The organism is Aquibium oceanicum (genome assembly GCF_001889605.1).
GTDB classification, from domain to species: domain Bacteria; phylum Pseudomonadota; class Alphaproteobacteria; order Rhizobiales; family Rhizobiaceae; genus Aquibium; species Aquibium oceanicum.
In genome coordinates this window covers 703256-716827 of sequence record NZ_CP018171.1, presented here as the reverse complement: position 1 = coordinate 716827, position 13572 = coordinate 703256, and the positions used below count along the sequence as shown (strand labels likewise).

Annotated in this window: 11 protein-coding genes; all 11 read right to left on the bottom strand. The window is 65.9% G+C overall.

All coding sequences use genetic code 11. The features are described 5' to 3' along the window. Nucleotides 1–14 precede the first annotated feature (14 nt). Entirely contained in the window at nucleotides 15–1070 is a 1056-nt protein-coding gene (locus BSQ44_RS03585) for a hemolysin family protein (protein ID WP_072601979.1), read from the bottom strand. A 14-nt stretch (nucleotides 1071–1084) separates the two neighbouring features. Beyond that, complete coding sequence (ybeY, locus tag BSQ44_RS03580; protein ID WP_083534944.1) at nucleotides 1085–1585, bottom strand: rRNA maturation RNase YbeY; 501 nt, start codon at nucleotides 1583–1585, stop codon at nucleotides 1085–1087. 32 nt (nucleotides 1586–1617) lie between these two features. Next, entirely contained in the window at nucleotides 1618–2607 is a 990-nt protein-coding gene (locus BSQ44_RS03575) for a PhoH family protein (RefSeq protein WP_072607834.1), read from the bottom strand. Nucleotides 2608–2685: 78 nt separating this feature from the next. After that, on the bottom strand, nucleotides 2686–4083 hold the full coding sequence (miaB, locus tag BSQ44_RS03570; protein ID WP_083534427.1) for a tRNA (N6-isopentenyl adenosine(37)-C2)-methylthiotransferase MiaB: 1398 nt from the start codon (nucleotides 4081–4083) through the stop codon (nucleotides 2686–2688). 115 nt (nucleotides 4084–4198) lie between these two features. Next, a complete protein-coding gene (locus tag BSQ44_RS03565; protein ID WP_072601977.1) occupies nucleotides 4199–6130 on the bottom strand; it encodes a methyl-accepting chemotaxis protein in 1932 nt (643 codons plus the stop codon). Nucleotides 6131–6345: 215 nt separating this feature from the next. Next, nucleotides 6346–7152, bottom strand: coding sequence for a lyso-ornithine lipid O-acyltransferase (gene olsA, locus BSQ44_RS03560; protein WP_072601976.1), 807 nt, complete (start codon nucleotides 7150–7152; stop codon nucleotides 6346–6348). 53 nt (nucleotides 7153–7205) lie between these two features. After that, on the bottom strand, nucleotides 7206–7700 hold the full coding sequence (locus tag BSQ44_RS03555; protein WP_072601975.1) for a GNAT family N-acetyltransferase: 495 nt from the start codon (nucleotides 7698–7700) through the stop codon (nucleotides 7206–7208). Further along, a complete protein-coding gene (gene tsaB / locus BSQ44_RS03550) occupies nucleotides 7700–8380 on the bottom strand; it encodes a tRNA (adenosine(37)-N6)-threonylcarbamoyltransferase complex dimerization subunit type 1 TsaB (protein WP_072601974.1) in 681 nt (226 codons plus the stop codon). The genes BSQ44_RS03555 and tsaB overlap by 1 nt, the downstream gene beginning before the upstream one ends. A 128-nt stretch (nucleotides 8381–8508) precedes the next feature. Continuing rightward, nucleotides 8509–10695, bottom strand: coding sequence for a malate synthase G (locus BSQ44_RS03545; protein WP_072601973.1), 2187 nt, complete (start codon nucleotides 10693–10695; stop codon nucleotides 8509–8511). A gap of 115 nt (nucleotides 10696–10810) precedes the next feature. Then, nucleotides 10811–11626 (bottom strand): 4-hydroxy-tetrahydrodipicolinate reductase, encoded by an 816-nt coding sequence (gene dapB, locus BSQ44_RS03540; RefSeq protein ID WP_072601972.1) that lies wholly within the window; start codon nucleotides 11624–11626, stop codon nucleotides 10811–10813. Then, complete coding sequence (locus BSQ44_RS03535) at nucleotides 11623–13404, bottom strand: ABC transporter ATP-binding protein (RefSeq protein ID WP_083534424.1); 1782 nt, start codon at nucleotides 13402–13404, stop codon at nucleotides 11623–11625. Before BSQ44_RS03535 ends, dapB begins: the two co-directional genes overlap by 4 nt. Nucleotides 13405–13572 lie beyond the last annotated feature (168 nt).

Here is a 13572-nt window from a genome sequence, read left to right as displayed (position 1 = left end):
CTGCCCTGTTCCGGTCAGGCCGCCTTGTCCTTTGTCGCTCGCCCGCGCCTGACCGGCGCGCGGCCCTGGACGATGCGCACGCGCTTGATGCGCCGCGGATCGGCGTCAAGCACGTGGAACTCGAAGCCGGGAATCGCCTGCACCACCTCGCCGCGAGCCGGCACGCGACCGAGCGCATTGAAGATGATGCCGCCGATCGTGTCGACATACTCGCCGTGCTCCCCGGCGGTGAATTCGCTGCCGATGACCTTGGCGACGTCCTCGATTTCGGCCTTGGCATCGACGATGAAGATACCGTCGCCGGTCTTGGTGATCAGCGGCTCCTCCTCGTCGTGCTCGTCCTCGATGTCGCCGACGACCATCTCCACGATGTCCTCCAGCGACACCAGTCCGTCGGTGCCGCCATACTCGTCGATGACGAGTGCCATCTGGATCCGGCCCGCCTGCATCCGGTTCATCAGGTCCGACGCCAGCATGGAGGGCGGAACGAAGAGGACCGACCGCATGAGGTTGAGGTCGCCGATGGTGCGGCCTAGGTCGACATTGGCGAGATCGAGACCGACCGGCTTTTCGGCGACCTTCTTGGTCGCGCGGCCTTTTCGTGCCCGGGCGGTCCGGGTGATGTGGGCCACCACGTCGCGGATGTGCACCATGCCCCGCGGGTCGTCGAGCGACTCCCCGTAGACGGGCATGCGGGAGTGGCCGGATTCCTCGAACAGCGTCAGAAGGTCGCCCAACGTCATGGTGAGCTCGACGGCCTCGATGTCGGCGCGCGGGATCATCACGTCCTCCACGCGGACTTCGCGCAGCCGCAGGATGTTGTGCAGCATCGCACGCTCGCCAGGCGAGAACGTCGCTACGCCCGTTTCGCCACCGGCGAGTGCATCCGCCAGATCTTCCCTCAGGGTCGATCCGTTCCGGAACCTGAGCAATCCGAGAATTCTGCTGAAAAGCGACGGTCCGCCGCTGCGGGGCAGCGTGTCTGTACTTTGGCCTTCGTCCGCGGGAGCGGACTTGTCGGCCTCGCCGCTGGCGGAATCCGCCGCTGCGGCCTGGGGGGTCTCGTTCATCGTCTTCCGGTTGGTTACCCTTCGTCAGTTACCGCATAGGGATCGGGAATGGCAAGTGCCGACAACACGCTGCGTTCGACCCGTTCCATTTCTTCCGCTTCCCCGTCGCTCTCGTGATCGTAGCCGAGGAGATGCAGGAAGCCGTGTGTCACCAGGTGTGTGAGATGGTGATCGAAGGGCTTGCCTTCCAGGGCAGCCTCCCGCTCCACCGTTTCGAACGCGATCACGATATCGCCCAGCATCGGCGGCACCACGCCTTCGCGAACCTCCGCGAAGGCCGGAAACGACAGGACGTTTGTAGCCTTGTCCTTCCCGCGCCACTCGGCGTTGAGCGCGCGGATGGCCGCATCGTCGGTGAAAGTGACCCCGAGTTCCGTCGGCGAAGGCGAGCGCAGGTCGAGCTCGGCGATCGCGGCGGCGACCGTGCGGTCCACCAGCGTTTCCAGCCGATCCGGCCCGCCCCATCCGACCACCTCGACGGAGACGGTGATTTCCACTTCGAAGGGCGGGGGCATGCGGCTCATCGTTTCGCGCGGGCAGGCGGGGGTCACACCCTCCCTTCGTTGCGGCCCCCGCTGCCATAGCGGTCGTAGGCACGCACGATTTCCGCGACGAGCGGGTGGCGGACGACGTCCTTGTCCTCGAAGCGCACCGTGACGATGCCCGGCACGCCTTCCAGAACGCGCAGCGCTTCCACGAGGCCGGACTTCGTGTTCGGCGGCAGATCGATCTGGGTCGGGTCGCCGGTCACGATCATGCGCGCGTTCTCGCCCAGCCGGGTGAGGAACATCTTCATCTGCATGGCCGTGGTGTTCTGCGCCTCGTCCAGGATAACGGCGGAATGGGCGAGCGTACGGCCGCGCATGAAGGCGAGCGGCGCGATCTCGATGACACCGGCGGTCAGCGCCCTTTCCACCTTGTCGGCGGGGATCATGTCGTAGAGCGCGTCGTAGAGCGGCCGCAAATAGGGATCGACCTTTTCCTTCATGTCGCCGGGCAGGAATCCGAGCCGCTCGCCGGCCTCCACCGCCGGCCGCGACAGGATGATCCGCTCGACAAGGCCGCGTTCGAGCAACATGGCGGCATGCGCCACGGCAAGATAGGTCTTGCCCGTTCCGGCCGGGCCGATGCCGAACACCAGCTCCGCGCGGTCCAGCGCGCGCATATAGGCGTCCTGATTGGGCGTGCGAGCATAGATGGTCCGCTTGCGCGTGGCAATCTGGGCGGCCGCCATGCGGCCCTTCTTCTCGAGTGTCGGGAGGGTGAGCTGATCGTCGGCCGCGACCGCCATGCGCACGGCGCCGTCGACCTCGGATCCGGTAAGCTCGACGCCTTTCTGGGCGAGCTCGTAGAGATAGTCGAGCGCGCGCCGGGTCTGTTCGGCGGCGATCGGATTTCCCTTGATGGAAAGCTGGTTACCCTTCGAGCGGATGTCGACGCCAAGCTGCTGCTCCAGCCTGGCCAAGTTCTCGTCGAACTGGCCGTAGAGCGCACTCGCGTGCTTGTTGTTGTCGAAGGTCAGAACGATGTGGGCCATGTCGGAGGCCCCGGACGGGCTGAGTTTCAGTTCTGTAGCCGCGTTCAACCTTTTCTCCCGGTTTGACTCTCGCCGGCGTCAGATCGCTTGGGCAAAGAGACTGTTTGCACCCGTCCGCATGATTCGCACGTCGACAATGTCGCCGATTTCTCCCGCCTTTTCATCAAGAATCACCGGCATCAGCCAAGGCGATCTCCCGACCCACTGGCCCTCGGCTCGTCCGGCCTTCTCCAGGAGCACATTGGTGTGCTTTCCCACCAGTTCGGCGGCGAATTCGCGTTGCTGGGTAGTCAGGAGAGCCTGCAATCGCTGGAGCCTTTCGTTCTTGACGTCTTCGTCGACGTGAAACTCCATCCCGGCTCCCGGTGTTCCGGGCCGCGGCGAATATTTGAAGGAAAAAGCCTGCACGAATGTGACAGCCCGCACGATGCGCAGGGTGTCCTCGAAGTCCTCGTCGGTTTCCCCCGGGAATCCGACGATGAAATCGCCGGACAGCGCAATGTCCGGTCGGGCGGCGCGGATGCGGTCGACCAGGCGCATGTAGTCGTCGGCCGTGTGCCGGCGGTTCATCGCCTTCAGGATTCGGTCCGAACCGGCCTGGATCGGCAGGTGCAGGTAGGGCATCAGGATATCGAGGTCGCGATGGGCCGCGATCAGGCCGTCATCCATGTCGCGCGGATGGCTGGTCGTGTAGCGCAGCCTGGCGATGCCGGGGATCTCTGCGAGCCGGAAGAGCAGTTCGCCCAGGCCCCACTGCCGGCCGTCCGGGCCTTCGCCGTGCCATGCGTTGACGTTCTGGCCGAGCAGGGTGATCTCGCGGACGCCGGCATGCGCCAGCCGTTCAGCCTCCGCCACGATCTGCGCCACCGGGCGCGAGACTTCCGAGCCGCGCGTATAGGGCACCACGCAGAAGGTGCAGAACTTGTCGCAGCCCTCCTGCACGGTAAGGAACGCCGTGACGCCGCGACCGCGCACCGAGACCTCGCGGGGGTGCGGCAAGTGTTCGAACTTGTCTTCGAGCGCGTAGTCGGTCTCGAGGACGCGATCACCCGCGCGTGCGCGGCGAACGGCTTCGGGCAGCCGGTGATAGGTCTGCGGGCCGATCACGATATCGACCGCAGGCGCGCGGCGCATAATCTCCTCGCCTTCGGCCTGCGCGACGCAGCCGGCGACGCCGATGACCATTTCTTGCCCAGCCTTCGCACGATCCGCCTTGATGCGCCGAATGCGCCCCAGTTCCGAGTACACCTTCTCGGCGGCCTTCTCGCGGATGTGGCAGGTGTTGAGAAGCACGAGATCCGCATCGTCCGGCGTATCCGTGGCGACGTAGCCGTCCGCCGCCAGCGCATCGGACATGCGCTGGGAATCGTAGACGTTCATCTGGCAGCCATAGGTCTTGACGAAGACCTTCTTGACCTCGCCGGGCCGCTCGGAGGCGAGCGTTTCCAGCCCGCCTGAATAGGTGGTGTCGTTCATGGCGGCGCTATTAGCGTTTTTTGGCCGCGAAGGACAGTGGCCATGTCCGCGAAACGAAAAGCCGCGCCCGGCGGGGGCGCGGCATCCGTACTTCTAGTGAATCGGGAGCGGAGAACTAGAATTCTTCCCAGCCATCCGGATCCGCTGCAGGCGCCGCCGAGGCGGCGGATTGCCCGCGACCGCCCACGGTCTTCAGTTGCGCCACCGGCGCGGCTGGTGCGCGGTAGGACGGCGCGGCCGAGGCGGTACGGCTCGTGGCACGCCCCTCGCCTACCCTGAACCGCGCCACCAGTTCGGCGAGCTGCTCGGCTTCCCGTGCCAGCGAATGGCTCGCCGCCGTGGACTCCTCGACCATCGCCGCGTTCTGCTGCGTCACCTGGTCCATCTGGTTGACCGCGGTATTGACCTGCGCCAGCCCGGTCGACTGTTCCTGCGTGGAGTGGGAAATCTTTTCCACCAGAGAGGACATCTCGGTGACCTGGTTCGCGATCAGCTCCAGCACCTCGCCGGTCTGGCCGACGAGGCCGACGCCTTCGTTGACCTGATCGGTCGACGTGGAAATCAGTTCCTTGATCTCCTTGGCAGCCTCGGCCGAGCGTTGCGCCAGTGCCCTGACTTCCTGGGCCACGACCGCAAAGCCCTTGCCCGCCTCACCCGCGCGCGCCGCCTCGACGCCCGCATTGAGCGCGAGGAGGTTCGTCTGGAAGGCGATCTCGTCGATCACGCCGATGATCTGGCCGATCTGTTCAGACGACTTCTCGATCTGCGACATCGCCTTGACGGCCTGCCTCACCACGTTGCCGGACTTTTCGGCTCCGGCCTTGGCCTCGTTCGAGACCTTGGAAACCTGGCGCGCGCCTTCGGCGGTCTGCCTGACTGTGGACGTGATTTCGTCGAGAGCCGCGGCGGTCTCTTCCAGGCTCGCCGCCTGCTGTTCGGTGCGGCGGGACAGGTCGTCGGCCGCCTGGCTGATTTCGCCCGACCCCGTGCGCAGCGCCGAAACCGCGCCGGTGACGGAAGTCATCGTATCCTGTAGCTGGGCGATAGCCGAGTTGAAGTCGTCCTTCAGCTTCTGGGTCTTGGCGGAGAACTGCACCTCGATCCGATGGGTCAGGTCGCCGCTCGCCAAGCTTGCAAGCCCGGCGGCGAGCGCCGTCACCGCGACATGGTCTTCCTGCGCCTCGCGGGCCTTCTCCGCTTCGGTGCGGTTGCGCTCGGCTTCCGCTCCTTCACGGATCTCGACCGACTGCGCCTCGACCCGGATCTTCTCGATCGCGGCATCCTTGAAGACCTGAACCGCCTGCGCCATGCGGCCGATCTCGTCACCGCGGCTGGTCGCGGGTACTTCCACCTCGAGGTCGCCTTCGGCCAACCGGCCCATGGTGCCCGTGAGACCGCGGATCGGAGTGGCGATCATGCGTGCGAGCAGGAAGCCGACGCCGCCGGCCATGAGCACCGATACGACCAACCCGACCCACAGGGCGAAGCGAGCATCGGAAACAGAGGCCGCCAGCGCCTGTGCGGCCATGGCATTCTTTTCCACCTCCTCCGCGATGACGTGGTCGATGCCGTCCTCGATGGGCGCGATGAGTTCGTCCGCCTTCCCATCATTACCGACCATCCGGATAGCGTCCAACCGCTTGAGCGGGTCGGCGGCAAGCTCCTTGCCCTCCTCGATGATCTCGGCCCTGTAGGTGTCGATCCCCGCCAGGACAGTATCGAGACTGGCGATCATCTCGGGGGAATCCACCTCGAGTTCCTTCAGCTCGGCGATCTTGCCGCGAAGCGTAGTCTCGTGGTGATCGGCGCGTTCGAGATAGTAAGGGTCCTGCGACAGCAGGTAGCCGCGCCAGGAATTCTCCACGCGGGCCAGCGCCATGCGCGCGTTCATCGCCGAGCCAGCCATGAGCTTCGACCGCTCAGCGGCGGCTGCAGCGTCGTTGATCTTTCCCAGATGCGACAATGCCGCAGCGCTCATCGCCACGATGATCGCCACAACCGCCAGGAATCCCAATCCCAGCTTGCCCGATATCCTGAGGTTCTTCATCTATCCCAATTCCCCGTCGCGGCGGCAATCACCCTTGCCGCAGTGCCCATCACCGTTGGGGCCTCTTCTCCGGACGCCCCTGGTCTCGCCGTTCGGTCGGACGGTATTGGGACAGAAGAAGAGCCTTCCTGAAATGGCTACGTGCGCCGGCTAAAATTTGAGTTAATTACGCAACGTCACGTAGAATTATGCGGTCGCGGCAGACTTGCGGAAACTCACCGGGGGTTTCGAAGTACGCCCGCCATTCGAGCGCGGACAATGGCTTCGATCTCCAGCGCGACATCCTTTCGCTTGCTGCGGGCCGTGAAGGGGATCGGCTCGTCGAAGTGCACTTCGACATCCATCCCGCCCTCGCGGATCAGCGCACCGAGATGCGGCACGAGATCGCTGTCGCCGATCCAGGCGGCATGCATGCGATGAAACCTGCCCATCGGCATGCCCTGAAGCCTCGTATAGGCGATGGTCACCGGCTGGATGTGGACCGTGCGGATGTCGAGACGCCTGCCGGTCTCGCTCGCGAGCGCCGCCTGTGCTGCCCCGAAGAGTGTACTCTTGAACGGCAGCACGATGTTTCCATCCGACGTCGTGCCTTCCGCGAAAAGCACCATGACCGTGCCCTCGGCGAGCCGTTCGCCCAGTTCGTTCGCCTGCTTGTGCGATGTCCGGGCGCGCTCACGTTCGACAAAGACGCTGCGCTGAAGCTTGGCGAACAGGCCGAAGACCGGCCAGGTCGCCATGTCGGACTTCGCCACGAAGCTCATCGGCGCGAGCGAGCTCAGGATGACGATGTCGGTCCACGAGACGTGATTGGCCACGAGCAGCAACGGACGGTCTCCGGATGGCCGACCGGAGACACGGACGGAGATTCCCAAGAGCCGCCGAACCATCGCATGGAAGAGCCGGGGGATCGTTCCAGGATGCGGAATGCCGGTCCGTAGCGCCAGGATCTGCAGCGGAATCCCGACCAGGCTCGCGACGACCACGCAGAGCAGAACCAGCCCCGTCCTCGCCCATCCGATCATGCCTGCCCGCTTCCCTCCGCCGGGTCGACGCGAATACTCGGCCCGGTGTCGACCTAGCGAAGATCGCGGCGCATGACGAGGGCCGTCGTCGGCGGCACGCCGGGCTGGCTGTAGTATGCAGGGCGCTTGGCCACTTCCCGGAAACGCATCCGCCGGTAGAGCGCCACGGCGGCGTGGTTCGTCTCGTCGACCTCGAGGAAGAGCGCCTCGGCGCGCTGGTGGTAGAGTTCGCGCAGCACGGCGTCCATCAAGGCCCATCCCAGACCGCCGCGGCGAAAGGAACGCGCGACCGTGATCGTCAGGATCTCGGCCTCGCCGGCCGCCTGGCGCGCGAGCACGAAGCCCGCCGGCAGCGCGGCCGGCCGGCCGATCTCGCGCGCCGCGAAGCCGAACACCGTCTCCTGGGCGAGAAGGCCGGCGAACTCGACCGACGTCCAGGGCCTGGAAAAATCCTCCCGGTGCAGCACGGCCATCGCGGCGGTGTCGCGGGTTGCGAGCGGATCGATCAGGAACTCCCGCTTCCTGCCGTTGATGAAGGGCACCCGCATCACGCGGTCCTTCTCGGCAGGGCGAAACCTTCCTGCGGGCGCGCATCCGCGCCGCGCAGATAGACCGGCCTTGGCTTCTCGGCGTCCGGCCCTTCCAACGCTGCAAGCGCGGCATAGCTGGCGATGTCCGCGGTCCTGGCACGGCCCGCGATCTCCATGTCGGCGTTCCCCGCCTGCCGGACGAGATCCACGCCGGAGCCTGTCAAGACGAGACCATGCCCGCGTGCCAGTTGCACCGCTTCCTGCACGTGCAGGATCGAGGGCGGGACGAGGACCGCGCCATCGGCGTCATGCACCGCGACGTAGAGTTCCTCCCGCTTCGCGTCGAGAACGGACATCACGCTCCGCCCAGGAAAGGCGTGCCGCGCTTCGAGAGCGAGGCCGGCCAGGGTCGTCACGCCGATCGCCGGGACTCCGAGAGCCAGCGCCAGACCCCTCGCGGTGGCAACCCCTATGCGAACCCCGGTGAACGAGCCAGGGCCGACCGAGACGGCGACGGCATCCAGCTCGGGATACCCCGCCCCGGCGGCCGCGAGCGCTTTTTCCACCACGCCCATGAGGGTTTCCGCATGTCCCTTGCCGATGTCCAGCACCTCGCGGCCGAGTTCGCGCGCGCCGTCGCTGTCATAGACGCATGCGGCGCACAGTTCGGCAGCGGTGTCGATCGCAAGCAGTTTCATCGCCGGAAATCGGTAGTGAAAGATCGCCCGCCGGACAAGCGGAAGAAAGTGCGTGGCCGTGTCACGTCAAACCGTCAGCCGGCGCCGCATTGATGGGAACCCAGTGGACCGGCTGGCCGGCTCCGCCGTCAGCCTGCCCGGTCGCGCGCCTTCAGTTCCAGCCTGCGGGCGTGCAGAACCGGTTCGGTGTAGCCGTTGGGCTGCTCGCGTCCCTTGAAAACGAGGTCGCAGGCGGCCTGGAAGGCGATCGAGTTTTCAAAGTCCGGCGCCATCGGGCGGTAGAGCGGATCGCCGGCGTTCTGGCGATCGACTACCGCCGCCATGCGCTTCAGCGTCTCTGTGACCTGTTCCTTCGTGCACACGCCGTGGTGGAGCCAGTTCGCCATGTGCTGCGAGGAGATGCGCAGCGTCGCGCGGTCCTCCATAAGGCCGACATCGTTGATGTCGGGCACCTTCGAGCAACCGACGCCCTGGTCGATCCAGCGCACCACGTAGCCCAGAATGCCCTGGGCGTTGTTGTCGAGTTCCTTCTGGACCTCGTCCGGCGTCCAGTTGGGCCGCACGGCGACCGGCACCGACAGGATATCGTCAAGCTTCGCTCGGCCCCGCTTCTTCAGTCCCGACTGCACCTCGGCCACGTCGACCTTGTGATAGTGCGTGGCATGCAGCGTCGCGGCCGTCGGCGAAGGCACCCAGGCCGTATTGGCGCCGGCTTTCGGATGCCCGATCTTCTGTTCCAGCATCGCCGCCATCAGGTCGGGCATGGCCCACATGCCCTTGCCGATCTGCGCGTGGCCAGCGAGGCCGCATTCGAGGCCGATGTCGACGTTCCAGTTCTCGTAGGCCTGGATCCAGGCAGCCTGCTTCATGTCGCCCTTGCGGATCATCGGGCCTGCTTCCATCGAGGTATGGATCTCGTCGCCGGTACGGTCGAGGAAGCCGGTGTTGATGAAGACGACGCGATCCTTGGCCGCGCGGATCGCCTCCTTGAGGTTCACTGTCGTGCGGCGCTCCTCGTCCATGATGCCCATCTTCATCGTGTTCGGCGCCATGCCGAGCGCTGCCTCGACGCGAGTGAACAGCTCGACGGCGAAGGCGACCTCCTCGGGTCCGTGCATCTTCGGCTTCACGACGTACATGGAACCGGCGCGGCTGTTCATGCGGCGGCCTTCCGGCCCGCCGGGGCGGCCGACGTCGTGTACCGCGATCGCCGCCGTCATCATGGCGTCCATGATGCCTTCCGGCACTTCGTTGCCGTCGCAGTCGAGGATCGCGGGGTTGGTCATCAGATGCCCAACGTTGCGCACCAGCATCAGCGAGCGGCCGGGCAGCACCAGCTTGCCGCCGTCAGGAGCGGTATACTCCCGGTCGGGATTGAGGCTGCGGGTGAAGGTCTTGCCGCCTTTCTTCACCTCTTCGGTGAGGTCGCCCTTCATGAGGCCGAGCCAGTTGCGGTAGACCACCACCTTGTCCTCGGCATCGACCGCGGCGACGGAATCCTCGCAGTCCATGATCGTCGTCATCGCCGATTCCAGAACGACGTCGGCGATGCCCGCGCGATCGGTCTTGCCGATCGGGCTGTCGGAATCGACCACGATCTCGACATGCAAGCCGTTGCGGACGAGCAGGATCGCCTCCGGCGCGGCGGCGGCTCCGCGATAGCCGGCGAACTGTTGCGGGTCCCGCAGCCGGATGCGGCTCCCTTCGGTGTGGACGACGAGTTCGCCGTCGATCACCCTGAGCGCGGTCGCATCGACCCAGCTGTCCTTTTCCAGCGGCGCGCTTTCGTCCAGGAAGGTGCGTGCCCAGGCGATCACCTTGTCGCCGCGGCGGGGATTGTAGCCGCCCGCGCGCTCCGCCCCCTCCTCCTCGGAGATGGCATCGGTGCCGTAGAGCGCGTCGTACAGCGACCCCCAGCGCGCATTGGCGGCGTTCAGCGCATAGCGGGCGTTCATCACCGGCACCACGAGCTGCGGGCCGGCCACGACCGCGATCTCGGGATCGACATTGCCGGTCGAAACAGCGAAGGGCTCGCCCTCGGGCAGCAGATAGCCGATCTCGGAAAGGAAGCCCTTGTAGGAACCGAGATCGGAAGGCGCGCCGTTATCGCGGTGCCATGCGTCGATCCTGGCCTGCATGTCGTCGCGCTTCGCGAGCAGCGCACGGTTCTTCGGCGCAAGCTCATGAACGATGGCCGAGAAGCCGGACCAGAACTCCCCGGCATCGATGCCGGTGCCCGGAAGCGCCTCGCCGGCCACGAAGTCGTGCAGTTCTTGCGCGATCCGAAGGCCGTCGATCTCGATGCGGTCGGTCATTGTAGCGTTCTCCCGGTCAAAAGCCTTGCCGCGGTCGCCCGTCGAGCCGCGTATCCCCCATGGGGTAGCGTTCACCACAGGGGAGCGCGGGCGTCAATGCCGGATGACACGCGGCCTATGCGGCCGAAATCCCGAGGACGTCGAACATCGAATAGAGGCCCGGCTTGCGTCCATGGGCCCACAACGCCGCCTTCACGGCGCCCCGAGCGAAGATCGTCCGGTCCTCTGCGAGGTGGCCGAGCACGATCCGTTCGCCCTCGCCGGCGAAGATGACCTGGTGTTCCCCCACCACCGATCCGCCGCGCAAGGTGGCGAACCCGATCGACCCTTCGGGGCGCGGCCCGGTGTGGCCGTCGCGCGAACGCACGGCGTTGTCGCGCAAATCGATCGCGCGGCCGCGTGCCGCCGCCTCGCCCAGCATCAGGGCTGTTCCCGAGGGGGCATCCACCTTGTGCCGGTGATGCATCTCCAGGACCTCGATGTCGAAGCCGGCATCCAACGCCTTGGCGGCCTGCGCGACGAGCGCGCTCAGGAGATTGACGCCGAGGCTCATGTTGCCCGACTTAACGATGGCCGCATGGCGCGCCGCGGCCTCGATCGCCGCGTCGTCCTCGGGCGAGCAGCCCGTTGTCCCGATGACATGGGCGATGCGGGCCTGCGCCGCGTAGCCCGCGAACTCCACCGACGCCTTCGGCACGGTGAAGTCCAGCACGCCATCGGCCTTGGCGAAGGCCGGCAGCGGATCGTCGCCGATCGCAACGCCGATCTCGCCGATGCCGGCGAGTTCCCCGACGTCGCGGCCGATGGCATCCGAGCCGGCGCGCTCGATCGCGGCAGCGACCCGCGCGCCCTCGGTCTGATGGATCGCGCGCACCAGCGCCAGTCCCATCCGCCCGGCGGCGCCCACCACGACGAGGTTCATGTCGCTCATGCCTTCCTCCGCGCCTTGCCGGGAGCGGGCTTGGCCGGCCCCTGCTCCGCATCGTGCACCAGATCGAGATTTCGCCCGCTCTGCATCTGGTAGAACCGATGATAGATGCCGTTCCTGTTAGCCAGAAGTGTCGCGTGGCTGCCCTGCTCGATCAGATGTCCCGACTCCAGCACGATGATGTGGTCCGCGTTGACGACCGTCGACAGGCGATGTGCGATGACGATGGTTGTGCGGCCCTGCATCACCGTTTCGAGCGCGGCCTGAACGCGCGCCTCGGACTCGTTGTCGAGGGCGGAAGTGGCTTCATCGAGCAGCAGGATCGGCGCATTCCGCACGATCGCGCGGGCGATCGAAAGTCGCTGCCGCTGCCCGCCGGAGAACGACATGCCGTTCTCGCCGACAGGTGTATCGTATCCCATCGGCTGTGCACGAATGAAGTCGTCAGCCTGCGCCTTCACCGCCGCCGCCTCGATCTCCGCGTCCGTCGCATCGGGACGTCCGTAGCGGATGTTGTCGCGGATCGTTCCCTCGAAAAGATAGGGCTGCTGCGAAACGTAGGCGATCGAGCGCCGCAGCGAATTCTTCGTCACGCGGGCGATGTTCTGTCCATCGATCTCGATCGATCCGTCCCAGACGTCGTAGAACCGCTGCATGAGGGAGATGATCGTCGATTTGCCGGCGCCGGACGTCCCCACGATCGCTGTCGTCTTGCCCGCGGCGGCCGTGAAGCTGACGCCGTTGAGCACCGGATGATCCTTCACGTAGCCGAACCGCACGTCGGCGAACCGTATCTCCCCATCCCGCACGGAAAGTTCCACCGCATCGGACGGATCGCGCTGCGCCGGGACGATGTCGAGTATCTCGTAGATCATACGGGCGTTGACCAGCGACCGTTCCAGCCCGACCTGCACCCTGGCGAGGCGCCGGGCGGGGTCGTAGGCGAGAAGCATCGCAGCGATGAAGGAGAAGACAGCTCCCGGAGGCTCGCCCGCAACGGCTGAGCGATAGCCGGCATAGGCGATGACGCCGGCGATCGCGAACCCCGCAAGGATTTCCGCGATCGGCGTGGTGCGCTCCGAGACCCGGGCGATCTTGTTGGCGCGCACCTCGGCGTTGGCGATCAGCGTCGACAGCTTGGCCGAAAGCTGGCTCTCCATCGTGAACGCCTTGACGATCGCGACGCCCTGGGTGGCTTCCTGCATAGCGCCGATCAGTCGGGAATTGAATTCGACCGACTCGCGGGTGACGCGCCTGAGCCTGCGCATGAGACGGTTGACGGTATAGATCAGCGGCGGCCCGATGACGAAGGCGATCAGGGACAGCATCGGATCCTGGAACACCATGACGCCGATCAGCGCCACCAGCGAGATGGCGTCGCGAGCGATCGAGGTGATCGTGATGTTGAGGAGATCGCGGACCCCGGCGATGTTCTCGTTGATGCGCGCCGCCAGTTGGCCCGAGCGCAGGTCCGCGAAATAGTCGACGCCGAGCCTCATCAGGTGGTCGAACACGCGCTGCTGGTAGCGGGCGACGAGATTGTTGCCGACCTTGGCCAGAAGCACCGCCTGCCCGTAGCTCGCCAGCCCCCGGATGACGAAGGCCGCCGCGATGCTTCCGGAGATCACCGCGACGAGATCGTAGCGTTGCTCGTAGAAGATACTGTTGATGACATCGTTCATGATCCAGGCCGTGAAGGCCGTCGTCCCGGCGACCATGACGAGACACACGATCGCGAACACATAGTGCCAGACATACTCGCGGCCGTTCTCGCGCAGCATCCGACGAATGAGTGCGATCACCTCATCGGGTCGGGTGGTCGGGCTGGCTGTATTCCTGGGGTTCAATTCCCGGTCCGATCGCAGCGCGGTTCCAGTGCGGTTTCGCCCGAAGGCACGCGGTGTCTTAGCGCCGCGCGCATGCAATGCCTATGGCCTGAGCGCAACAGT

What these genes read in the sequence shown, in the direction of transcription:
- dapB (WP_072601972.1), bottom strand. Translation starts at nt 11,626, where the DNA reads ATGAGCGACATGAACCTCGTCGTGGTGGGCGCCGCCGGGCGGATGGGA.
- BSQ44_RS03535 (WP_083534424.1), bottom strand. Translation starts at nt 13,404, where the DNA reads ATGCTGCGCGAGAACGGCCGCGAGTATGTCTGGCACTATGTGTTCGCG.
- BSQ44_RS03555 (WP_072601975.1), bottom strand. Translation starts at nt 7,700, where the DNA reads ATGCGGGTGCCCTTCATCAACGGCAGGAAGCGGGAGTTCCTGATCGAT.
- BSQ44_RS03575 (WP_072607834.1), bottom strand. Translation starts at nt 2,607, where the DNA reads ATGGCCCACATCGTTCTGACCTTCGACAACAACAAGCACGCGAGTGCG.
- tsaB (WP_072601974.1), bottom strand. Translation starts at nt 8,380, where the DNA reads ATGAAACTGCTTGCGATCGACACCGCTGCCGAACTGTGCGCCGCATGC.
- miaB (WP_083534427.1), bottom strand. Translation starts at nt 4,083, where the DNA reads ATGAACGACACCACCTATTCAGGCGGGCTGGAAACGCTCGCCTCCGAG.
- BSQ44_RS03565 (WP_072601977.1), bottom strand. Translation starts at nt 6,130, where the DNA reads ATGAAGAACCTCAGGATATCGGGCAAGCTGGGATTGGGATTCCTGGCG.
- BSQ44_RS03545 (WP_072601973.1), bottom strand. Translation starts at nt 10,695, where the DNA reads ATGACCGACCGCATCGAGATCGACGGCCTTCGGATCGCGCAAGAACTG.
- ybeY (WP_083534944.1), bottom strand. Translation starts at nt 1,585, where the DNA reads ATGCCCCCGCCCTTCGAAGTGGAAATCACCGTCTCCGTCGAGGTGGTC.
- olsA (WP_072601976.1), bottom strand. Translation starts at nt 7,152, where the DNA reads ATGATCGGATGGGCGAGGACGGGGCTGGTTCTGCTCTGCGTGGTCGTC.
- BSQ44_RS03585 (WP_072601979.1), bottom strand. Translation starts at nt 1,070, where the DNA reads ATGAACGAGACCCCCCAGGCCGCAGCGGCGGATTCCGCCAGCGGCGAG.